This window comes from Sphingomonas sp. PP-CE-1G-424 (assembly GCF_004341085.1).
Taxonomy (GTDB): Bacteria; Pseudomonadota; Alphaproteobacteria; order Sphingomonadales; family Sphingomonadaceae; genus Sphingomonas.
The window spans coordinates 1,055,994-1,077,784 of sequence record NZ_SLXW01000001.1 but is presented as its reverse complement, the minus strand read 5'-3'; the positions used below and the strand labels follow the sequence as shown (position 1 = coordinate 1,077,784).

Here is a 21,791-nt window from a genome sequence, read left to right as displayed (position 1 = left end):
TAGTTTGCGCGCGTTCTGGCAAAGCTGGGCGTGCATGTCCACGAAGCGACACGGAGCAACGAAAAAGGGCGGCCCCGCAGGACCGCCCTTTTCTGTTCCAAACCGCGCCGTGGCAAAGCCACGTCGTCGGACGTCGCCTGAGCGACGCCAGCCGGTCGACGAATTTTCTCGGCTTAACGCGAGTAAAATTCGACGACCAGGTTCGGCTCCATCTTCACCGGGTAAGGCACTTCGTCGAGCGTCGGGACGCGCGTGAAGGTGACCTTCGCGGCGCCGTCTGGAGCGACGTAGTCGGGGATCTCACGCTCGGCGAGGCTCTGCGCTTCCATCACCAGCGCCATTTCCTGCGCCTTGGTGCCCAGCGTGATCTCGTCGCCGACGAAGCAGCGACGCGAGGCGATGTTGCACTTCACGCCGTTGACGCGGATGTGGCCGTGCGAGACGATCTGGCGTGCCGCGAAGATCGTCGGCGCGAACTTGGCGCGGTAGACGATCATGTCGAGGCGCTGCTCGAGCAGGCCGATCAGGTTCTGCGAGGTATCGCCCTTCAGACGCGCAGCCTCATGGTAGCACGCACGGAACTGCTTCTCGGTCACGTCGCCGTAATAGCCCTTGAGCTTCTGCTTGGCGCGCAGCTGGATACCGAAATCGCTGACCTTGCCCTTACGGCGCTGGCCGTGCTGGCCCGGGCCGTATTCGCGCTTGTTGACCGGCGACTTGGGACGACCCCAGATGTTCTCGCCCATACGGCGATCGAGTTTGTACTTCGCGCTTTGACGCTTCGACATAAGTAAGTCCTTGGCAGCTTGTGACGAACCCGCGCCATCGCTGGAGCGGATCATTCCCGGTATCGCCTGCTGGCCGTGGACGAGATCCATGGGGCAGGGCATCCGCTTCACCGGGGTGCGGAGCCTGTCGCGAAGCGCGGGCCTATGTCCGAAACGCGCGGCCCGGTCAAGTCGGCAAGCCCGTCAGCTGCCGCGTCCACTCAGGCTGGGTAGCCCCGGGTTGGTGGTCTGATCACGGAAATTGTCGCGGCCGCCCGACTCCGTTCTGCCCATCGCCGCCCATTCCGCGCGCGTATGGCAGACCCGGTGGCCCATGATGCTGCCGGTCGTCGTCTCGTTGCGACAGATCTTCTTGTCGGCATCGACGACGGGTTTTGCCACGATAGCCGCAGGAACAGCCTGCATCGCCAAGGCAGCGATCATCGAAATCAGGATCATAGCGGACCTCGAACGTCATGGGTGGAGTAGCGACGAGAGGGTGACCCGCGCGTCCGGATTTCGCAACCGGAATGATGCACCGGTCGGCACGTCGACGATGCACTATGCTGGACAGCGTAGCTGGCCGGGGTATTGACGCGTCATGCCCAATTCCCTCCCTCCTGGTTTCACCCTGGCCGGCCCAGACTGCACGACCATGATCGAGGTTCGCGCAGGCGTCGACGCGCTCGACCGCGAACTGGTCGCGCTGCTCGCCAGGCGGTTCGCGTACATGGACGCCGCCGCGCGGATCAAGCCTGCGCGGGGCCATGTGCGCGACGAGGCGCGGAAGACGCAGGTGATCGACAACGCGCGGGCCGAGGCGGCGAAGCTGGGCGTGCCGGACGCGGCGGTTGCGGACCTTTGGGAGAGGCTGGTCGAAGCCTCGATCGCGTATGAATTGGCGGCGTTCGACCGCCGCTAACCCCACTACCGTTCGTGCTGAGCGAAGTCGAAGCACCCTCGCTTGGGGCACACCCTTCGACTTCGCTCAGGGCGAACGGAAGGCGGGAGAACGGAAGAAGCGGCCCGATCGGAAAATCAGGTCCGCGGCTTCTTTCCCGCCAGCGACGACAGCACCCCGCGGAGAGTCCGGATTTCCTGGCTCGACCAGCCCGGCTTGGTCAGTAGCGTCCGCAGCGTTCGCCGTGTCGACTGCATCTTGTCGGGCAGGTGGAAGAACCCCGCCCCCATCAGCATCGCATCGAGCTGCCCGATCATCCCGTCTAGCTCCTCCTGCGGTGCGGGCGGCATGATCGGGTTGATCGACGGCTGCGACAGCTCGCGGTCGGCGGTCAGGCCTTTCGACCATTCATACGCGACCAGGATCACCGCCTGGGCGAGGTTGAGCGAACCGAACTCGGGGTTAATGGGCACCGTGATGATCGTCCGCGCGACCGCGACGTCGTCGGTTTCAAGGCCGGAGCGCTCTGGCCCGAACAGGATTGCGGAGCGGCCGGGGGCTGTGTGGATTTCGGTCGCGGCCTGCTCGGGGGTGACGACGGGTTTGGTGACGCCGCGCTTGCGCACCGTGGTGGCGAACACCTGCGCGCAGTCGGCGGTGGCGGCAGCGACGCTGTCGTAGACCTTCGCGTTCTGGAGCACGATGTCGGCGCCACTGGCCGCGGGGCCGGCGGAGGGGTTGGGCCAGCCGTCTCTGGGGGAGACGAGGCGCATTTCGGTGAGCCCGAAGTTCAGCATCGCGCGCGCGGCCTTGCCGATGTTTTCGCCGAGTTGGGGGCGGACCAGGACGATTACGGGAGGTGGGGTCGATGCGCCGACCGTCGCTTCCTCGCCCATACCAGCCTGCTCGGCCTCCCCATCCCGTTCGTCCCGAGTAGAGGTCGAGCTTGTTGAGACCTCGTATCGAGGGACTGGTTCAGAATGCTCAGGCTTCCGCGCCGCCGCCGAGACCGCCGCCCAGTCGTCGCGGAACAGCGCTTCCTTCTTCTTCCTTGACCAATCCTTCACCTGGAACTCCGCCGCAAGCGCTTCCTGCCGCGAAGGAAATTCCTGGCTCCACATCAGCGTCACCGGCCGCCGGGTCTGCGTGTACCCCGCGATCTCGCCGAGATTATGCTGGCCGATCCGGCGCTCCAGATCGTCCGTATGTCCGGTGTAATAACTGTCATCGGCGCAGCGCACCACATAGGCCCAGAATGTCATTTTTGGGGCTTATCCCTCGATACGTCGTCTCGACAAGCTCGACGTCTACTCGGGACGAACGGGAGTGGGGAAAGGTCCGGTCTGGAGATGGGCGACCGGACGTATCATGAGGGGCGGACTCACCCCCATTCCGTTCGTCCCGAGTAGCGATCGAGCGAAGTCGAGAGCGCGTATCGAAGGACAGGTAAGGGAGCACATCACTCTGCCCGCCCAACCTCCTCAACACTCCCGGCAAAAGCCTCGAAGTCCTTAGCCTCGCTAAAGTCCCGGTACACGCTCGCAAACCGGATATACGCGACCGAATCGAGCCCCTTGAGCCCGTCCATCACCATCTCGCCGATCCGCTTCGACGTCACGTCGTTCTCGCCCAGCGTCTCCAGCCGACGCTGAATCCCGCTCACCAGCTTCTCGATCCGTCCCGCCTCGATCGCCCGCTTCCGCGTCGCGATTGACAACGACCTGAGCAGCTTCTCCCGATCGAACGGCTCTCTCCGACCCTCGCTCTTCAACACGAACAGCTCGCGCAGCTGGATGCGCTCGAACGTCGTGAAACGCGCGGCACACCCTTCGCACTGGCGCCGGCGTCGGATCGCCGCCCCGTCTTCGGTGGGGCGGCTGTCCTTCACCTGGCTGTCTTCATGTCCGCAGAAGGGGCAGCGCATTCAGACCTTCTTCTTGCCCTTGTAGTACGCGTAGCCCGCGCCCGCGAGTGCGCCGAAGATCGGGCCGACGATCGGCACCGGGATCGCGACGACCGCGCCGAGTGCGCTCCACTTGGCCATGCTCTTGCCGAGGCCGGGCGTTGCCTTGATGTCGTTCTGAACGTCGTCGAACTTCGACATGCTACTTATCCTTGATAGATCGGGAAGCGCGCGCACAGTGCACGAACACGCGTCCGAACGTCCGCCTCGACTTCCGGGTCCCCATGCTCGCCCTTTTTCGCGAGGCCGTCCAGCACGTCGGCGACCATGTTGCCGATCTCGCGGAACTCCGCCGGGCCGAAGCCACGCGTCGTACCTGCGGGCGAGCCAACGCGGATGCCGCTGGTCTTGACCGGCGGCAGCGGATCGTTGGGGATGCCGTTCTTGTTGCAGGTGATCCCCGCGCGCTCGAGCGCCTCGTCCGCATCGCGCCCGGTGATGCCCAGTGGCGTGAGGTCGATCAGCGCGAGATGCGTGTCGGTGCCGCCCGAGACCACGTCCGAACCGCGTTCCTTGAGCGTCGCCGCCAGAACCTTCGCGTTCTCGACGACCGCGGCGATGTAGCTCTTGAAGTCAGGCTGAAGCGCCTCGCCGAACGCGACCGCCTTCGCCGCGATCACGTGCATCAGCGGCCCGCCCTGAAGCCCCGGGAACACCGCCGAATTGATCTTCTTCGCGATCGCCTCGTCGTTGGTCATGATCATGCCACCGCGCGGGCCCCGCAGCGTCTTGTGCGTGGTGGTCGTCACGACATGCGCATGGCCGAACGGCGTCGGGTGCAGGCCCGCCGCGACGATCCCGGCGAAATGCGCCATGTCGACCATGAAATACGCGCCGACCTTGTCCGCGATCGCGCGGAACTTCGCGAAGTCGATGACGCGGGGATAGGCCGAGCCACCCGCGATGATCAATTTCGGCTGATGCTCGACCGCCAGCGCCTCGACCTGATCGTAGTCGATCAGGTGCGTGGTCGCGTCGACGCCGTACTGAACCGCGTTGAACCACTTGCCCGACATCGCCGGCTTCGCGCCATGCGTCAGGTGACCGCCCGCATCGAGGCTCATGCCGAGGATCGTGTCGCCCGGCTTGACCAGGGCCAGCATCACCGCGCCGTTCGCCTGCGCGCCCGAATGCGGCTGAACATTGACGAACCCGCAGCCGAAGATCTGCTTGGCGCGCTCGATCGCCAGCGTCTCGACCGTGTCCGACGGCGCGCAGCCCTGGTAATAGCGCTTGCCCGGATAGCCCTCGGCGTATTTGTTCGTGAACACCGAACCCTGCGCCTCGAGTACAGCCTTCGAGACGATGTTCTCCGACGCGATCAGCTCGATCTGCGTCTGCTCACGTTCCAGTTCGGCTTCGACGCCGGCGAACACGGCGGCATCGGCATCGGCCAGGCCGCGCGTGAAAAAGCCGTCGGGCTGGACGTCGTGGAGTTCGCGGGGCTGAGTGCTCATGCGGGGACCTTTAACTTGTCGACACGGAGTTGATGACGGCCGCCGGCGAAATCGGCGGACAGGAAAGCTTCGACGCACGCCTTGGCCATTTCCTCGCCGATCAGGCGCGCGCCCATCGCGATGGCGTTGGCGTCGTTGTGGATGCGCGCAAGGCTCGCCGACAGCGGTTCGGACACGAGCGCACAGCGGCAGGCGGGATTGCGATTGGCGGCGATCGAAATACCGATCCCGGAGCCACACAACGCGATGCCGCGGTCCGCGCTACCATCGGCGATCGCCGACGCGAGCTTGAACCCGTAGTCCGGATAGTCGACGCTGGCGGTGCCTTCGGGCCCGAGGTCGAGCACATCGTGCCCCGCCTCGCGCAGCCAAGCGGCGAGCACCGCTTTCAACGAAACGGCAGCGTGATCGGACGCGATGGCGATGCGCACCTGGCGTATTCCTGTGACGGGGGATCGGGTGCCCAGCCCCATACCGACCCGAGCGCGGATTTGCCACACCTGTTCGCGGCTGCTTCGTCATCCTGACGAAAGTCAGGATCTAGGGTAACATAGCGCATCACCCATGGCTCTGGGTCCTGACTTTCGTCAGGATGACGCGCTAAGGTCGGCATCTGCGCTGAACGCCAACCGTGAAGGAGACATCGATGAAAGCTCTCACCTTGCTCGCCGCAGTCGCGCTGACCGCCTGTTCGGGCCCTGCGCCCGACACCAGCAGCGACGGCAACATGACGTCCGCCGGCTCGCTCGAACGCAAGGTCTCCGCCCCCAAGACCAAATCCGCACCCAATTATACCGGCCGCTGGATCGGCGTCGAAGGCATGGTCCTCGACGTCGCCCCCACCGCCACCCCCGGCCACTATGTACTGACGATGCAATGGGACCTCGACAACAAGGGCAAGTTCGACGGTACCGCGACCGGCGACACGATAGCGTTCGATCGCAAAGGCATCCGCGAAACGCTGCGCCCGACCAACGGCGACGCGACCGGGCTCAAATATCTCTCCGGCAAAACCGACTGCCTGACCGTCAAGCCCGGCGAGGGCTATTGCCGCGAGCGACTTAGCCGCTAGGTTCCGGATCGTGACCATGGCCTTTTCAAACGCGGACGCGGCGCGCGCGCATCTCTCCGAGGTGCTCTTGCGCACCGGGCAAGAGGACCGCGACGCGTTTCGCGAACTCTATTCGCTGACCAGCGCGAAGCTTTTCGGCATCACCCACCGTATCTGCGGCAACGCCCAAGCCGCGGAGGATGTGCTGCACGAGGTCTATCTCACGATCTGGAAACGCGCCGGTGCCTGGGAACCCGGTCGCGCGAGCCCGATAACCTGGTTGGCGACGATCGCGCGCAACCGCGCCATCGACTGGCAGCGCGCGCAGGGCGTCCGCCGCACGAGCCCGCTCGACGACGCGCCTGACATCGCCGATCCCGGCGAGGGTGCAGAGGCAGGGATGCTGGCGAGCGAATCGTCGCGCGAACTGATCGAGTGCCTCGACGGTCTCGAACCTCAGCAGCGCGACGCGATCCGGACCGCGTTCTTCGACGGCGTCACCTACGCCGAACTCGCGATCAAGCGCGCCGTGCCGCTGGGCACGATGAAGAGCTGGGTCCGCCGCGGCCTCGCGCGCCTGAAGGATTGCCTCGATGGTTGATCCGACCACCGATACCGGCGTGCCTGAGGACGTTGCCGCCGCCGAACTCGCGCTCGGCCTGCTCGAAGGCGAAGAGCGCGGGGCAGCGCTGCGCCGCGTGCTCGCGGAACCCGGTTTTGCCGCCCAGGTCGAATGGTGGCGATCACGCCTGGCGGTCCTGTTCGACCTTTGGCCCGAACACGCCGCGCCGCCGCATCTCGCAGCCCGGATCGAAGCCAGTCTCGATGGCACGCCAGCCCCTGCGCAAACGAGCCGCTTCGCATGGCCGGCGCTCGCCGCCGTCACCAGCGCGATCGCCGCATCGCTGTTGCTGTTCGTCATGGTCCGCCCAGAGCCGACCGTGCCCGTCTCGCAGCCGATCGCCCCCTCAATACCGGTCGCGCGGCCGACCAGCGTGCTCGTCGCGATGCTCGGCGATGCGAAGTCGCCGGTTGCAGCAGTGTACGATCCCGCAAACGGCGCGCTCCGCGTCGCGGCCGGCCCCGGCGTTCCGGACGCGCGCGTCGCGCAGCTCTGGGTGATCGGCGGCGACGGCGTGCCGCATTCGCTCGGCCTGCTCTCGGGCCGCCCGACCTCGCTGGCACCCAAGGGCGTCGACCGCGGTCGCATAACCCCCGGCGCGACGCTGGCGATCTCGGTCGAGCCGCTCGGCGGCTCGCCGACCGGCCTGCCGACCGGCCCGGTCGTTGCCACCGGCGTGGTCGCCCGCGTCTAATGCCCGTCTGATGACCAAGCGACCCGCCGCGACCGGCGGCATCCCGCCGATCGCGCGCGTGCTCGGGCTGAGCGGCCTCCTCCCGCAACTCGCGGCAGTCGCGTTGCTGCTTAGCGGCGATCCGCAAAGCCGGTTTTCCGCCTTGGCGATCGCCTACGCCTATGCCGCGATCATCCTGAGCTTCCTCGGCGGTCTCTGGTGGGGCCTCGCCGCACGCACCGACTCGCCGCCGCGCTGGCTCTGGTTCGCCAGCGTCGCGCCTTCGCTGATCGCACTGGTCACCGCCTGGCCCTGGATGGTCGGCCTGCGCTGGCCCGGCCCCTCGCTGGTCGTACTCGGCATCAGCCTGATTGCCGCGCTGCTGATAGACCGGGCGCTGGTCTGCGCCGGCATAGCCCCGCCCGGCTGGATGGCGTTGCGCGCGCCGCTGTCGCTCGGCCTCGGCATCCTGACTCTTTTGGCGGCGGCGCTCTAACGACTCGGCGCAGCGTCGAATCAGTGGTATCGTCTATTAATGAACAAGCACGCCGCCATCGTCCGCGCCGAGCCCCATCTTCTGTTTCGCTCGACACCAGCGCGATTCACCAGTGAAGAATTCATGCGCATGGCAGAAGCCGGTGCGTTCGAAGACATGAAGATCGAATTGGTCAACGGGGAAATCGAACGCATGAACCCGCCAATGAGCAATCATACTGTTCGTGTGTCTCGCCTGTCTGAGGTGCTTGCGCCTGCAGCGCGTGCCGCAGGTCTTTTTGCTCTTGGCGAAACTGGGATCGACATAGGCGGCGATACTGTCAGGGCATGCGATGCAGCCTTGGTGCGGCGTATTCCTGATGAAAACCGCCTGTTCGGCGCAGATGATATCATTCTGGCCATAGAGGTCGCTGAAACAACCAGGGCCCGCGACATGGGTCCCAAGCGCACCGATTATGCCAGTATCGGTATCGAAAACTATTGGGTCGTCGATGGGGCTCGTTCGGTCGTCCACGTCTTCGGTGAGCCTGTCGACGGAGACTACGCCCAGGTTCACACCGTACGGTTCGGCGAACCTTTGGCAGTCCCCGGCACTAACGCGACCATCATTATAGACTGACCGGTGCGCTTCGCGCTTTGAACCGAAACCGCCTTAGGCCGCCTTGCGCAAGTCCAGCCGGCTCCAGATCTCCACCAGCGCGTCGGTCAGTTCGCGCATCATCCCCTCGGTATGCGCAGGCCCCGGTGTGAACCGCAGCCGCTCGGTGCCACGCGGCACGGTCGGATAGTTGATCGGCTGCACGTACACGCCGTATTCGGCCAGCAGCACGTCGCTGATCTTCTTCGCCTTGACCGGATCGCCGACCATCAGCGGCACGATATGCGTATCGCCGATCATCACCGGCAGCCCGGCGTCCTTGAGCATCGCCTTGAGCATCGCCGCAGACGCCTGCTGCCCCTCGCGCTCGACGCTCGACGCCTTCAGATGCCGCACGCTGGCCAGCACCCCAGCCACCAGCACCGGCGACAGCGACGTCGTAAAGATGAACCCAGGCGCATACGAACGGATCACGTCGACGATCGTGCGATCGGCGGCGATATAGCCTCCCATCACGCCGAACGCCTTGCCCAGCGTCCCCTCGAGGATCGTGATCCGGTGCGCGACCTCGTCCCGCTCCGAGATGCCGCCGCCACGCGCGCCGTACATCCCGACCGCATGGACTTCGTCGCAATAGGTCAGCGCGTTGTACCGGTCGGCCAGATCGCACACCGCGGAGATCGGCGCGATGTCGCCCTCCATCGAATATACGCTCTCGAACGCGATCAACTTGGGTGCCGCCGGATCTTCGGCCGCGAGCAATTCTTCGAGATGCGCGAGGTCATTGTGGCGGAACACCCGCTTTTCACAGCCCGAGTTGCGGATGCCCGCGATCATCGACGCGTGATTCAGCTCGTCGGAAAAGATGATGCAGCCCGGCAGTACCTTAGCCAAGGTCGCCAGCGTCGCCTCGTTAGAGACATACCCGCTGGTGAACAGCAAAGCCGCTTCCTTGCCGTGCAGGTCGGCAAGTTCGCCTTCGAGATCGACATGATAATGCGTGTTGCCGCCGATGTTCCGCGTACCGCCCGAGCCCGCGCCGACGTCGTGCAGCGCCTCTTCCATCGCCGCGATCACCTTCGGGTGCTGACCCATCGCGAGGTAATCGTTCGAGCACCACACGGTAATCGGCTTCGGCCCATTATGCCCGGCGAAGCAGCGCGCGTTCGGAAACGCACCCTTGTTGCGGAGAATGTCGATGAACACGCGGTAGCGCCCTTCGGCATGCAACCGGTCGATCGCCTGCGTAAAAACGCGCGAATAATCGACTCGCGGACCCATTGCGGAGTCCGTTGCCGAGATGCCGTTGGTAATCATAGGCTTGGGCACTACGCCTCGCTTTCACTCGTTTCCAGCGCAATACCGCTCTTACGGTGATCGCTTTCCTCATCCTGGCAGCACATTGCCACGATGCGGCTGCGACGCAAGGTGGCACATTGTCCCAGGTTACCGCTTAAAGCTGGTCGATCCTGCCAAACCCGTGCGCCGCCAAGGCGGGTCCGAGCGCGCGCTCCTCGTCGCCCAACCGGGTGAAGACGGCAACGCCCTCCCCCGCTCCCGACCATGATTCGCCCTGCATGAGATGCACGATCCGCCGCGCGATCCCCGGTCCGCCATCGACGAAGCGCACGCCGGGAGCAGCGGCTGCAAGCTCCGCTTCGACCAGTGGGAAATGCGTGCAGGCATTGACGATCACGTCGATCGCGCCGCCACCAGGTTGCGAAAACAAGCCATCGAGCACCGCGGCATAGCGTTCCGGCGCGACGACTCGGCCATGCAATTTCGCCTCGGCCATTTCGACCAATGCCGCCGAGCCGTAACGCAGCACCGTGCAATCGCCCGCAAACTTCGCGGCAAGATCATCGACATACGCCTGCCGCACGGTCGCCTCGGTCCCTAGCACGCCGATCGTCCGCATCTTCGAAAGCAACGCGGCGGGCTTGATCGCTGGCACCGTCCCGACCACCGGCAGGTCGAGCGCGGCGCGCACCACCGGCAGCGCGATCGTCGAGGCCGTATTGCATGCGATCACGATCAGCCGCGGCCGATACCGCTCCGCCAACCGCCCCAGCAACACCGGCACCCGCGCCGCAATCTCCGCCTCGCTCTTGGTCCCGTACGGAAAGCCGGCCGAGTCGGCGGCATAGACGAACGGCGCATCGGGCAGCGCCGCGCGCGCCGGACCGACGATCGACAACCCGCCGACACCAGAATCAAAGAACAGGATAGGGCGTTGGTCCATGTCTGGTCCTTAGAACGGATGAGCCGGCGCAAACTAGGCCGGATCGCCCTGACAGTCGCCAGAGCCAGACGATCCTCCCCCGCCAGGGGGAGGTGGCTGGCGCTTGCCAGACGGAGGGGGAGGAAGGGGTAACCTCTGTTCCGTGTCCTCCCCCTCCGTCGCCTTCGGCGCCACCTCCCCCTTACGGGAGGATTGCAGATCTCGATGCCCGGTCGGGGCAGCGAAAGCCTAAACACCAGCCATTTGCCGTCAGCCCCGCGTGGTTTATAAGCCCCTCCAGAACGGGGGACATAGTTGCAGACGGAAATTCTCTGGGTCGCGCCCACGCTATCGCTCGTGCTGAGCTATCTGCTCGGCTCGATCCCGTTCGGCGTCATCCTGACGCAGCTCGGCGGCGCCGGCGACCTGCGCACGATCGGTTCGGGCAACATCGGCGCGACCAACGTCCTGCGCACCGGACGCAAGGGCCTCGCCGCCGCCACGCTGCTGCTCGACATGGCCAAGGGCGCAGTCGCCGTGCTGATGGTGGCGCATCTTTTCCCCGGCAACGCACTGCTCGCGGCTGCCGGCGCGTTCATCGGCCATTGCTACCCCGTCTGGCTGAAGTTCAAGGGCGGCAAGGGCGTCGCCACCCTCATGGGCATCGTCGTCGCGCTCCACTGGCCGCTCGGGCTGGTCTACGCGGTCGTCTGGCTCGGCCTGCTCGCGGGCCTGCGCATATCCTCGGTCGCCGGCATGGCCGCCGCGCTCAGCGCGCCGTTCGCCGCCGCGCTGTTCGGTCGCTTCGACCTCGTCCTGCTGCTCCTCGCGCTAGCGCTGATCGTCCTGTGGAAGCACCGCGAGAACATCGAACGCCTGTTCTCCGGCACCGAACCGCGCATCGGGTCCAACCGGCAAAAGAGTGACTGACCCGACGGTCTCAAGACTTCGGCTCATCCGCACGACCGGGATCGGACCGGTCACCTATCGCCAGCTCATCGCGCGCTTCGGCAGCGCCGACGCGGCGATCGAAGCACTCCCGATGCTCGCACAGCGTGGCGGCGGACGCGCGCCGAAAATCGCCGACGCAGCGCTAGCGGAACGCGAAATGGCCGCCACCGCTAGGCTCGGCGCCCGCTACCTCTTCCTCGACGAGCCGGACTATCCCCGCCTGCTCGCCGAGATCGAGACCGCGCCCCCGGCGCTCATCCTCCGCGGCGACATCGCCCACGCCAGCTGCCCCTGCATCGCGATGGTCGGCGCGCGCAACGCGTCCGCGTCCGCCTGCCGCTTCGCCCGCCAGCTCGCGCTGCAACTCGCCGAGGAAGGCACGACGATCGTCTCCGGCCTCGCCCGGGGCATCGACACCGCCGCGCACATCGGCGCGCTGGGCGCAGGTTCCAGCGGCGCGACGATCGGCGTCATCGCCAGCGGCATCGACATCGCCTACCCGCCCGACAACACCGCCTTGCAAGAGCGCATCGCCACCGAAGGCCTCCTGCTCGCCGAACAGCCCCCCGGCACCGAACCCAAGGCGCGCAACTTCCCCTCACGCAACCGCATAATCGCGGGGCTCGCAATCGGCACGGTGGTGGTCGAGGCCGTCCCCAAGTCCGGCTCGCTGATCACCGCACGGCTAGCGAACGAATCCGGCCGCGAAGTCATGGCCGTCCCCGGCAGCCCGCTCGATCCCCGCGCGCAAGGCTGCAACCTGCTGATCCGCGAAGGCGCCACGCTGGTGCAGTCCGCCGCCGACATCCTCGAACAGATCCGCCCGTTCGACCCACGCTCGGTCCGCGCCCCGATCGAAACCTACGCCGCCTCGCCCCCACAGGATGCCAGCGATACCGACTGCCGCACGATAGCGGACCTGCTCGGCCCGGTGGCGGTCGCAATCGACGAACTCATCCGCCAGTCTCACCTTCCCCCCGCCGTCGTGCAGATGGTGTTGCTCGAACTCGAGCTAAGCGGTCGCCTCGAACGCCACGCCGGCGGCCGGGTCAGCCTGACCTGACGCCGCTCCACCCGGACATTCACGGTCGTCGACCGAGCCCCCCCCGCCAAGGCAAGGGTCGCTTGAGCGCTAATCTCGAAAAGATTGGGGCGACTTGGGAACTAAGCCGCCGCTGCATCGTCCGATTGCAGGAACGAGACGAACAGGTCGGTCGACGACCGCAAATTTCGCGCGCTCGCTGCCAGGTCGCTGGCACTGCCCCGCACCGACGCCGACAATAACGAGGCCGATCCCGCCGCCGCCGCCACGCCGTCGATCCGGGTGCCGATCTCGTCCGCCGCGTCGACCGCGCGCGCTGTACCCGCATCGACCTCCTGCGCCGTGAAGCGCTGCTCGCCAACCGCAGTCGCGATCCCCGATGCCGCCACCGAGACCTGGCCGATCGCGGTGTTGACGCTGCGCAGTTTCTCACCCGTATCCGCGACGCCTTCGCGGATCCCGGCGAGCAGCGTGCTGATCCGGTCGCTTGCCCGCTTGGTATCCGCCGACAGCACTTTCACTTCACCCGCGACGACCGCGAATCCGCGCCCGGCGTCGCCCGCCCGTGCCGCCTCGATCGTCGCGTTCAGCGCCAGCAAATTGGTCTTGCTTGCCAGTTCGCGGATATCGTCGAGAAAGACCTCGATCTGGACCGCGTGATCCTCCAGCATCGCCACCGTCTGCACGCTGCGCTGCGCCTCCAGGCTTGCCACCACGGTCAATTCCGATTGCTGATCGGCCGCGATCGCGATCGTCCGGATCGATTCGGACAGGTCGCGGATCGACGACGCGACATGCGCTATGTCGCGCGCCGCCCGGCCTGCGCCCGATGCCGCCTCGACCGCATCTTGGGTCGCGCCGCCGGTAACGTCCTCGAGCCGCACAGCCGCATGCTCTAGTCGTTCGGTCGCCTGACCGATGCTCTTCACCACCGACGTCACCGAGTGATCGAACTCGTTCGCTAGCGCCACCAGCTCGCCGCGCCGCTCGCTCGCGATCCGCGTCGCCTGGTCCTCGCGCTGCTGGCGTTCTCGCGCCGCCACCGCCTCCGCCGCACGCGCCTGATGCATCGCCTCTTCGGTCCGCCGCTGACCGTCCTCCGCCAACTCGGTCAACTCGCGCGACCGCCGCAACGCCGCGCTCTGTGACCGGAACAGCCGCTCGAGCTGGATCGTCAGCACCGTCAACGCGCCGAATTGCAGCCCGACCGCAACGACATGAAAGATCACCCGGCCGAGATTACCCGTGCCGGTGAACACGAATTCCGGGGCCCACCATTCGAGCGCAAGATGATGCACGGCGGTCAGCACCGTCGCCAGCGCGATCGGCCGCCAGTCCGCCAACATTACCAGTGCCGCCATCCCGACGAAGAAATACATGTGTGCATCCATCTGCCACGGATGCCCCTTGAGCAGGAAAACGAGCATTGCCGGGATCACCGCGGCGAGCGACCCCATCAACGTCCGGGCCTCGACATCGTAGCGCCCGCGGAGCGCCATCGCGGTTGGCCCCGCCGTGATGATGGCGCCGATGACCAACAGCGGGACGCTCGCGCCCGCGCCCAATACGGCGTTGCCTATCAGTAGCCCCCCCAGCGAAATCCAGCCGATCGCCGCCCAGGCTTGGACGGCGCGACGCCGCAGCCGGTCGAGCGGGTTGAGGCCGGCATCATCCTCGATTTTTGCGGCGGCCCCCAGTTTCGCCCCGAAATTCAGCTGGGAGAAGGCCGGCTTCAGCACTGCGGCGATTCGATTCATGCTGGCTTCCTAGCACCGACATCGGCCCCGCAGCCTGCGGGCGGAGCGGCCATGATGACGATATTCCACGCGACCTGGGGGGCGATGCGGGCACGATCGCCAACGACGACCAGCGATCCCGGAATCGGCCCGGCCCCGAGCAACACCGCACCGCCCGCCAGCGCACCCTGCACCGCCGCTCCGCCATCTTGATCGAGCGGCACCAACAGCATCGAACCCGATGCTGGCGGCCACATCGTCAACGCGACGAGCCCAACTGTCGCAGTAGCGATCTGCGCAGGGATCAACATCCGACTTAGCTGGAATTTCATACGCTTACCTATGCACCGCCTGGTTAATGCAAAGTAAGTTCGCCGCGCATGATCGCCCCCGATTTGGCTTCGACAAAGACCCGAATCGGCCAATTTGACTTCGGCAAAGGCTCAAACCGGTGGCCCGTGCCGGCGGTTTCGCGGACGCTGTCCTGCATCGCCGCAGCCTGCCATCCTCAAAGGATATGCTGCCGATCTCGCACCCTCTCGCTCGCGACCCTCTGGAAAACCCGCGCCAGCGTCTGCACTTTCTGCACTTCACTCTGAACCCTCTGCGGGTTGACGGCACTGCCCCTTCGTCCCCACCCTCGTACGCGTACACGTAAGGACCCCGGTTTCCCCATGCAGCTTGTCATCGTCGAATCGCCTGCCAAGGCCAAAACCATCGAGAAGTATCTGGGCAGCGATTACCGCGTCCTGGCCAGCTACGGCCATGTCCGCGACCTGCCGCCCAAGGACGGCTCGGTCGATCCCGACGACGCCTTCGCGATGACGTGGGAGAATTATGCGGACAAGTCGAAGCAGCTGAAGGCGATCACCGATCTCGCCAAGCTCGCCGACCGCCTGATCCTCGCGACCGATCCGGATCGCGAGGGCGAGGCGATCTCGTGGCACGTCCGCGAAGTGCTGCGCGCGCGGAAAGCGCTGCCGAAGGAGGTCGAGCGCGTCACCTTCAACGCGATCACCAAGGCGACGGTGACGGAGGCGATGAAGAACCCGCGCGAGTTGGACGACGATCTGATCGACGCCTATCGCGCCCGCCGTGCGCTCGATTACCTCGTCGGCTTCACGCTCTCGCCGGTGCTGTGGCGCAAGCTGCCCGGCGCCAAGTCCGCCGGCCGCGTCCAGTCGGTGTCGCTCCGCCTGATCGTCCAGCGCGAGCGAGAGATCGACGTCTTCAAACCGCAGGAATACTGGTCGGTCACGGCCGAGATGGAGCATGATGGCACCGCCTTCACCGCGCGCCTGACGCAGTTTGAGGGCAACAAGCTCGATCGCCTCTCGATCGGCAACGAAGGCGATGCCCTCCGCGCCAAGCAGGCAGTGCTCGACGGCAATTTCTCGGTCCAGTCGGTCGAGACCAAGCCCGCCGGTCGCAACCCTCCGCCGCCGTTCACGACGTCGACGCTCCAGCAGGAAGCGTCGCGCAAACTCGGTTTCTCGGCGGATCACACGATGCGGATCGCGCAGGGCCTCTACGAGGACGGCACGATCACCTACATGCGAACCGACGGCGTGCAGATGGACGGCAGCGCGATCAGCGCCGCGCGCCTGGCGGTCGCGAACCGCTTCGACGCGAGCTATGTCCCGGACAAGCCGCGGCAGTATCAGTCGAAGGCGAAGAACGCGCAGGAGGCGCACGAAGCGATCCGCCCCACCGATTTCGGCAAGGACAAGGCTGGCGGCGGCGATCATGCGCGCCTCTACGACCTGATCTTCAAGCGCGCGCTGGCGAGCCAGATGGCGTCCGCCCGCATGGAGCGCACGACGGTCGAGATGGCCGACGGCACCGGCCGCAACATCCTCCGCGCCACCGGCCAAGTCGTGCTCTTCCCCGGCTATCTCGCGCTGTACGAGGAAGGGTCGGACGATTCCGCGGACGAGGACGCCCGCCGCCTGCCGCGGATGCGCGAAGGTGATGCGCCCGCCAAGAAGAAGGTCGACGCCGAGCAGCATTTCACCCAGCCGCCGCCACGCTTCTCCGAAGCCTCGCTGGTCAAGCGGATGGAAGAACTCGGCATCGGCCGCCCGTCCACCTATGCGTCAATCATCAAGACGCTGAAGGACCGCGCCTACGTCCGGATCGAGAAGAACCGCTTCTTCGCCGAGGAAAGCGGGCGCCTGGTGACGGCGTTCCTAGAGCGCTTCTTCGAGAAGTACGTCGGCTACGATTACACCGCCGAACTCGAGGAAGAACTCGACGACGTCTCCGGCGGCCGCGCGCAGTGGCAGTCGGTGCTCGACGCGTTCTGGCGCGATTTCAAGCCGCGTACCAACGAGGTGATGGAGCAGCAACCCTCGGCGATCACCGCCGAACTCGACGTGTTCCTCGCGCCCTACCTGTTCCCCGCGAAGGCCGACGGCGGCGATCCCCGCCTCTGCCCGAACTGTGGCGAAGGCCAGTTGGCACTTCGCGGCGGCAAGTTCGGCGCGTTCATCGCGTGCTCGAACTACCCCGAGTGCAAATACACGCGTCGCTTCGCGCAGCCCGGCGGCGATGCCGAAGCGGATGCCGGCCCGTCGACGCTCGGCACGCACCCCGACACCGGGCAGCCGATCGAGCGTAAATCGGGACGCTTCGGCCCGTATCTGCAGATCGGCGAAGGCGAAGACCGCAAGATGGCGTCGATCCCGAAGGATATTGGCGAGCTGAACCTGGAATGGGCGGTCAAGCTGCTGTCGCTCCCGCGGACGGTCGGCAACCACCCCGAGACCGGCGAACCGATCATCTCGACGATCGGCAAGTTCGGCCCGTATCTGAAGCACGCGGGCAAATACGCCCGCCTCCAGACAACGGCGGACGTGTTCGAGACGGGCATGAACGCGGCGGTCGTAAAGCTCGCCGAAGCGGCAGCGGGCGGCGGACGTACCGCGCGGGGGGCTCAGGCGCCGCTCAAGGTGCTGGGCAACCACCCGCGCACCGAGGCCGAGATCAAGCTGATGGAAGGGCGTTATGGCGCCTACGTCACCGACGGCACGACCAACGCGACGCTGCCCAAATCGATCGAGAAGGACCAGCTGACGCTCGAGGAAGCGGCGTCGCTGATCGACGCGCGCGCCGCCGCGGCGCCGGCAACGAAGAAGAAGAAAGCACCCGCCAAGAAGCCGGCGGCGAAAAAGGCTCCGGCCAAGACAGCAGTGGCCAAGGACGAGACTGAAGCGAAGGCTCCGGCAAAGAAGGCGCCGGCTAAAAAGGCCCCCGCCAAGAAAGCCGCGCCAAAGAAGAAAGCCGAAGCCTAATTCCCCTCCCGCTTGCGGGAGGGGCTAGGGGAGGGACCGAAATACCCCACGAACGCAACGTTCGCGGTCATCCCTCCCCCAACCCCTCCCGCAAGCGGGAGGGGAGCCCTAGAATTAAGCAGCCCGCCGTTGCGTCAACTGCATCCAGTCCCGCGCGGCACGTTGCGCCACCGAGATCTCCCGAGCCGTCATGTCCTCGGCGATCTCAGCCCGGCATTCCTGCGCGGCGATGTTCCCCGACACCGCCGCAAGGTTGAACCACTTGTGCGCCTCGATCAGGTCGAGGACGACACCCGAAGTCCCCGTCGAATACACCATCCCCAGTTCGTAACACGCCCGGTCGTCGCCGCGCGCGGCATCCGCCAGACGGCGTTCGATTCCGATATTCGCGTTCTTGAAACTGCTGCCCATGGTCTTGCCCCCAATGTTCGTGAGAACAGAGTGCCGTGATTCGGGCTACGAAATGGTTAATGGGTTAACGCGCGTTCTTTACAACTCTATCGCGATGTTATCGATCAGCCGCGTCGCGCCCATCCGCGCTGCCGCCAGCAACCGCCGCGGACGCTCCGCGGCCGGGTTCTCCGCCAGCGTCTCGGCATCCGCCAGCGCAACGTAATCGATCGTGAACCCCGCCCCCACCAACGTCGTCCGCGCATCGTCGAGCACAGACTCGACATCCTCACCCTTCGCGATCGCCCGCGCCGCGACACCCAGCGCACGCGGCAGGGCCACCGCCTGCCTGCGCTGCTCGTCGTCGAGATAGATGTTGCGCGACGACATCGCCAAACCGTCGTCGTCACGCTGCGTCGGCACCCCGACGATATCGATCGCGAAGTCCAGATCGGCGACGAACCGCCGAACGACGGCGATCTGCTGGTAATCCTTCTCGCCGAAATACGCCGCATCAGGGCCGACCTGGTTGAACAGCTTCGACACGACCGTCGCGACGCCGTCGAAATGACCGGGCCGCGAGGCGCCGTCGAACCCGTCGCTGACGCCCGAGACGCGCACCGACGTCGCGAAACCCTCGGGATACATCGTCTCGACCGACGGCAGCCAGAGCAGGTCGCACCCGGCTTCGTTGAGCATCCGGATATCGGCCATCTCGCGCCGCGGATAGCGCGACAGGTCCTCGTTCGGGCCGAACTGCGTCGGGTTGACGAAGATCGACGCGACGACCTTGGTCCCCGGCCGCTTTGCCGCCTCGATCAGCGCGACATGGCCGGCGTGGAGCGCGCCCATCGTCGGGACGAGCGCGACGCGCTGCCCCGCCGCACGGAAGGCGGCGACGCTGTCGCGCAACGCATTAAGGTCCCGGACGGTGTCCACGTGAAACTCCTACTCGATAAGTGCGGTCGCGGCTTCTATGAAGGGTGACTGTTACGATCAATAAGGAAACGCGCGTTGGCCACGGGCCCGGAAACACCCCAAGCTTCGACGCACGTGATCGTGTTCGCCAACGAGAAGGGCGGCACCGGCAAGTCGACGACCGCGGTGCACGTCGCGATCGCGCTGGCGGCGAAGGGTGCGCGCGTCGCGTGTCTCGATCTGGATCACCGCCAGCGCACCGTCGGCCGCTATCTAGACAACCGCGCCGAGACGATGAGGCGCAACGGCTCGGTGCTGCCGATGCCGCGCCACGCGACGCTGTCCGACCAGAGCGAGGACCAGTTCGAGGACCTCTGGCACTCGCTCTGCGAAGGCTCGGACTTCCTGGTCGTCGACACGCCGGGCCGCGACGATCCGTTCGCGCGCACCGCCGCGGCGCTGTCCAACACGCTGGTCACGCCGATGAACGACAGCTTCGTCGACTTCGACCTGATCGGCCAGGTCGATCCCGAGACGTATCAGGTAACGCGCCCGAGCTTCTATTCCGAACTCATCTGGGACGCGCGGAAGCAGCGCGCACGCGCCGACGGCACGACGATCGACTGGGTCGTGCTGCGCAACCGCCTCCAGCATATCGAGGCGCGCAACATGCGCCGCGTGTCCGACGCGCTGGCGCAACTCGCCAAGCGCGTCGGCTTCCGGATCATCCCGGGGCTCGGCGAGCGCGTGATCTACCGCGAGATGTTTCCCGCCGGCCTGACGATGATCGATGCCAAGGAATTCGGCAGCATGGGCCTCGGCCACGTCGCCGCGCGCCAGGAACTGCGCGAGATGATGGCCGCGTTGCAGCTGCCCGAGGTCATGGCGGAACAGACGCCGGGCCCAGTCTCGGGTGTGGCTGCATGAAGTGGATCGTCGCCGGGGTCTTCATCTGGCTGGCCTGGCATTACCTTCGCCCGAAACCAAAACAGCGCGTGGTCACGGATGAAGCGGAAGCGCGTTCGATCCTCGGCATCGGCAGCAACGCGAACGCCGACGCCATCCGCAGCGCGCACCGCCGCCTGATCGCCTCGGTCCACCCCGACCGCGGCGGCTCCACAGACCTGACCCGGCGGGTGAATGCGGCGCGCGACCTCCTCCTGAAGCGCGCACGCTAACCCCCCCGTCATGCCGGGCTCGTTCCGGCATCCACCGTTCCGCACGCTCGATAGCCGTGAGTTCGCAGCACCGTCACCCCGGAACAAGTCCGGGGTGACGGTGGTAGGACGGTATTCCCGCACCAGCACGACTAGCGAGAGGCCTATGACCCACCAGTTCGACCCGACCTCGCTCCGCGAATACGACATCCGCGGGATCGTCGGCAAAGCGCTCGGCCCCGCCGACGCCGTGGCGATCGGTCGAGGCTTCGCCACCCGCATCCGCGCCGCTGGCGGAACGCGCGTCGCGGTCGGCTATGACGGCCGCAACTCCTCGCCCGAACTCGAAGCCGCGCTCGTCTCCGGCCTCGTCGCGGGCGGCGTCGACGTCGTCCGCATCGGCCTCAGCTCCACCCCGATGCTCTACTACGCCGAGGCGACGCTAGAAGTGGATGGCGGCATCCAGGTAACCGGCAGCCACAATCCCCCCGAGTATAACGGCTTCAAGATGGTGCACGCGCACGCGCCATTTTTTGGCGACGACATCCAGGACCTCGCCGCGCTCGCCGCGTCGGGCGCCTGGAGTGAGGGCGCGGGCGAAGTGACGACCGCAGACGTGCTGGACGCCTATGTCGCCCGGCTGATGCTCGGCTATGCAGGCGGCGCGTACCGGATCGGCTGGGACACCGGCAACGGCGCCGCCGGCCCGGTGATCGAGAAGCTCGTTCAATTGCTGCCGGGTGAGCATCATGTGATCTTCGCCGAAGTCGACGGCAATTTTCCCAACCATCATCCCGATCCTACCGAAGAGGCGAACCTCGCCGATCTGAAACGCCTGGTCGCGGAGAAGAACCTCGATTTCGGACTGGCCTTCGATGGCGACGGCGACCGGATCGGCGCGGTCGACGGCTCGGGACGCGTGATCTGGGGCGACCAGATTCTCTCCATATTGGTCGAGCCTGCCCTGCGCGAGCACCCCGGTGCGCCGATCGTCGCCGACGTGAAGTCGTCTCAGGCGTTATTCGACCGGATCGCCGAACTGGGCGGCGAGCCGGTGATGGCCGCCACAGGCCACAGCCTGATGAAGACCGCGATGACCCGCACCGGCGCACCGATCGGCGGGGAGTTGAGCGGGCACCTGTTCTTCGCGGGCGAATATTACGGCTTCGACGACGCGCACTATGCGGCGGTGCGGCTGATCCGCGCGGTGCATCTGTCGGGGCGGTCGCTGACCGAGTTGCGCGATGCGATGCCGGCGCTGGTCGCGACGCCGGACCTGCGCTTTCCGGTCGAGGATGTGCGGAAATTCGCGGTGGTGGACGAAGTGATCGCGCGGTTGAAGTCGGAGGGCGCGGAGATGGACCTCACCGATGGCGCGCGGGTTACGACCGCCAACGGGTGGTGGCTCCTCCGCGCCTCGAACACGCAGGCGATGCTGACCGTCCGCGCGGAGGCGAAGGACCAAGCGGCGCTTGATACGCTTCTGGCGGAGGTCGATGCGCAACTCGCGGCGAGCGGCGTTGTGAGATCGGTACCGTAACAGAGCCGCCACCCCG

Annotated in this window: 25 protein-coding genes; 12 read left to right on the top strand and 13 right to left on the bottom strand. The window is 66.2% G+C overall.

Annotated elements, in window-relative coordinates:
• Positions 1 to 173: 173 nt before the first annotated feature.
• The gene (gene rpsD / locus C8J43_RS04995; protein ID WP_121886315.1) at positions 174 to 788 is read right to left on the bottom strand and encodes a 30S ribosomal protein S4; all 615 of its coding nucleotides are present in this window, start codon (positions 786 to 788) and stop codon (positions 174 to 176) included.
• A gap of 183 nt (positions 789 to 971) precedes the next feature.
• On the bottom strand, positions 972 to 1,226 hold the full coding sequence (locus tag C8J43_RS04990) for a hypothetical protein (RefSeq protein WP_133029925.1): 255 nt from the start codon (positions 1,224 to 1,226) through the stop codon (positions 972 to 974).
• A 142-nt stretch (positions 1,227 to 1,368) separates the two neighbouring features.
• Between C8J43_RS04990 and C8J43_RS04985 the strand changes: the two genes are divergently transcribed.
• Positions 1,369 to 1,689, top strand: coding sequence for a chorismate mutase (locus C8J43_RS04985; protein ID WP_133029924.1), 321 nt, complete (start codon positions 1,369 to 1,371; stop codon positions 1,687 to 1,689).
• A gap of 116 nt (positions 1,690 to 1,805) precedes the next feature.
• On the opposite strand, the gene C8J43_RS04980 is transcribed toward C8J43_RS04985, so the two are convergent.
• From C8J43_RS04980 to rpiB, 5 genes are all read right to left on the bottom strand, one after another.
• Positions 1,806 to 2,930, bottom strand: a complete 1,125-nt coding sequence (locus tag C8J43_RS04980; RefSeq protein WP_133029923.1) for a TrmH family RNA methyltransferase — start codon at positions 2,928 to 2,930, stop codon at positions 1,806 to 1,808.
• A gap of 197 nt (positions 2,931 to 3,127) precedes the next feature.
• A complete protein-coding gene (gene nrdR, locus C8J43_RS04975) occupies positions 3,128 to 3,592 on the bottom strand; it encodes a transcriptional regulator NrdR (RefSeq protein ID WP_056487307.1) in 465 nt (154 codons plus the stop codon).
• On the bottom strand, positions 3,593 to 3,772 hold the full coding sequence (locus C8J43_RS04970) for a hypothetical protein (RefSeq protein ID WP_056066278.1): 180 nt from the start codon (positions 3,770 to 3,772) through the stop codon (positions 3,593 to 3,595).
• 5 nt (positions 3,773 to 3,777) lie between these two features.
• A complete protein-coding gene (locus C8J43_RS04965; protein ID WP_133029922.1) occupies positions 3,778 to 5,088 on the bottom strand; it encodes a serine hydroxymethyltransferase in 1,311 nt (436 codons plus the stop codon).
• The gene (gene rpiB / locus C8J43_RS04960; protein WP_133029921.1) at positions 5,085 to 5,519 is read right to left on the bottom strand and encodes a ribose 5-phosphate isomerase B; all 435 of its coding nucleotides are present in this window, start codon (positions 5,517 to 5,519) and stop codon (positions 5,085 to 5,087) included. Before rpiB ends, C8J43_RS04965 begins: the two co-directional genes overlap by 4 nt.
• A 215-nt stretch (positions 5,520 to 5,734) precedes the next feature.
• Here rpiB and C8J43_RS04955 point away from each other — a divergent pair, with 215 nt between their 5' ends.
• Genes C8J43_RS04955 through C8J43_RS04935 form a run of 5 tightly spaced genes read left to right on the top strand, consistent with a single transcriptional unit; the run spans position 5,735 to position 8,548 of the window.
• Positions 5,735 to 6,160, top strand: a complete 426-nt coding sequence (locus C8J43_RS04955; RefSeq protein WP_133029920.1) for a hypothetical protein — start codon at positions 5,735 to 5,737, stop codon at positions 6,158 to 6,160.
• 16 nt (positions 6,161 to 6,176) lie between these two features.
• Entirely contained in the window at positions 6,177 to 6,740 is a 564-nt protein-coding gene (locus C8J43_RS04950; protein ID WP_056053310.1) for a sigma-70 family RNA polymerase sigma factor, read from the top strand.
• On the top strand, positions 6,733 to 7,455 hold the full coding sequence (locus C8J43_RS04945; protein ID WP_133029919.1) for an anti-sigma factor: 723 nt from the start codon (positions 6,733 to 6,735) through the stop codon (positions 7,453 to 7,455). The genes C8J43_RS04950 and C8J43_RS04945 overlap by 8 nt, the downstream gene beginning before the upstream one ends.
• A 10-nt stretch (positions 7,456 to 7,465) precedes the next feature.
• Positions 7,466 to 7,930: a DUF3429 domain-containing protein gene (locus C8J43_RS04940; protein WP_133029918.1), complete on the top strand. Its 465-nt coding sequence runs from the start codon at positions 7,466 to 7,468 to the stop codon at positions 7,928 to 7,930.
• 39 nt (positions 7,931 to 7,969) lie between these two features.
• Positions 7,970 to 8,548 carry a Uma2 family endonuclease gene (locus tag C8J43_RS04935; protein WP_133029917.1) on the top strand — a complete coding sequence of 193 codons (579 nt, stop codon included), beginning with the start codon at positions 7,970 to 7,972 and terminating at the stop codon, positions 8,546 to 8,548.
• A 33-nt stretch (positions 8,549 to 8,581) separates the two neighbouring features.
• Here C8J43_RS04935 and hemA read toward each other — a convergent pair whose 3' ends face one another.
• Both hemA and murI read right to left on the bottom strand, forming a co-directional pair.
• Positions 8,582 to 9,808 carry a 5-aminolevulinate synthase gene (gene hemA, locus C8J43_RS04930; RefSeq protein WP_133030051.1) on the bottom strand — a complete coding sequence of 409 codons (1,227 nt, stop codon included), beginning with the start codon at positions 9,806 to 9,808 and terminating at the stop codon, positions 8,582 to 8,584.
• A gap of 172 nt (positions 9,809 to 9,980) precedes the next feature.
• Positions 9,981 to 10,769, bottom strand: coding sequence for a glutamate racemase (murI, locus tag C8J43_RS04925; protein WP_133029916.1), 789 nt, complete (start codon positions 10,767 to 10,769; stop codon positions 9,981 to 9,983).
• A 294-nt stretch (positions 10,770 to 11,063) separates the two neighbouring features.
• Here murI and plsY point away from each other — a divergent pair, with 294 nt between their 5' ends.
• Together plsY and dprA are read left to right on the top strand one after the other, a co-directional pair.
• On the top strand, positions 11,064 to 11,678 hold the full coding sequence (plsY, locus tag C8J43_RS04920; RefSeq protein ID WP_133029915.1) for a glycerol-3-phosphate 1-O-acyltransferase PlsY: 615 nt from the start codon (positions 11,064 to 11,066) through the stop codon (positions 11,676 to 11,678).
• Complete coding sequence (dprA, locus tag C8J43_RS04915) at positions 11,671 to 12,762, top strand: DNA-processing protein DprA (RefSeq protein WP_133029914.1); 1,092 nt, start codon at positions 11,671 to 11,673, stop codon at positions 12,760 to 12,762. The genes plsY and dprA overlap by 8 nt, the downstream gene beginning before the upstream one ends.
• Before the next feature lie 101 nt (positions 12,763 to 12,863).
• Here dprA and C8J43_RS04910 read toward each other — a convergent pair whose 3' ends face one another.
• Positions 12,864 to 14,498 (bottom strand): methyl-accepting chemotaxis protein, encoded by a 1,635-nt coding sequence (locus C8J43_RS04910; protein WP_133029913.1) that lies wholly within the window; start codon positions 14,496 to 14,498, stop codon positions 12,864 to 12,866.
• Positions 14,495 to 14,788 (bottom strand): hypothetical protein, encoded by a 294-nt coding sequence (locus C8J43_RS04905; RefSeq protein ID WP_056053333.1) that lies wholly within the window; start codon positions 14,786 to 14,788, stop codon positions 14,495 to 14,497. The genes C8J43_RS04910 and C8J43_RS04905 overlap by 4 nt, the downstream gene beginning before the upstream one ends.
• Positions 14,789 to 15,151: 363 nt before the next feature.
• On the opposite strand from C8J43_RS04905, the gene topA reads away from it, so the two are divergent.
• Positions 15,152 to 17,770, top strand: coding sequence for a type I DNA topoisomerase (gene topA, locus C8J43_RS04900; protein WP_133029912.1), 2,619 nt, complete (start codon positions 15,152 to 15,154; stop codon positions 17,768 to 17,770).
• A 114-nt stretch (positions 17,771 to 17,884) separates the two neighbouring features.
• On the opposite strand, the gene C8J43_RS04895 is transcribed toward topA, so the two are convergent.
• Both C8J43_RS04895 and panC read right to left on the bottom strand, forming a co-directional pair.
• Complete coding sequence (locus C8J43_RS04895; RefSeq protein WP_056053341.1) at positions 17,885 to 18,181, bottom strand: sel1 repeat family protein; 297 nt, start codon at positions 18,179 to 18,181, stop codon at positions 17,885 to 17,887.
• Between the two features lie 78 nt (positions 18,182 to 18,259).
• The gene (panC, locus tag C8J43_RS04890; protein WP_133029911.1) at positions 18,260 to 19,099 is read right to left on the bottom strand and encodes a pantoate--beta-alanine ligase; all 840 of its coding nucleotides are present in this window, start codon (positions 19,097 to 19,099) and stop codon (positions 18,260 to 18,262) included.
• 75 nt (positions 19,100 to 19,174) lie between these two features.
• On the opposite strand from panC, the gene C8J43_RS04885 reads away from it, so the two are divergent.
• The 3 genes from C8J43_RS04885 (at position 19,175) to C8J43_RS04875 (ending at position 21,775) form a co-directional block, all read left to right on the top strand.
• Positions 19,175 to 20,005, top strand: coding sequence for a division plane positioning ATPase MipZ (locus C8J43_RS04885; protein WP_133029910.1), 831 nt, complete (start codon positions 19,175 to 19,177; stop codon positions 20,003 to 20,005).
• On the top strand, positions 20,002 to 20,256 hold the full coding sequence (locus C8J43_RS04880) for a J domain-containing protein (protein WP_133029909.1): 255 nt from the start codon (positions 20,002 to 20,004) through the stop codon (positions 20,254 to 20,256). Before C8J43_RS04885 ends, C8J43_RS04880 begins: the two co-directional genes overlap by 4 nt.
• Before the next feature lie 145 nt (positions 20,257 to 20,401).
• Positions 20,402 to 21,775 carry a phosphomannomutase/phosphoglucomutase gene (locus C8J43_RS04875; RefSeq protein WP_133029908.1) on the top strand — a complete coding sequence of 458 codons (1,374 nt, stop codon included), beginning with the start codon at positions 20,402 to 20,404 and terminating at the stop codon, positions 21,773 to 21,775.
• The last annotated feature ends 16 nt before the right edge of the window (positions 21,776 to 21,791 follow it).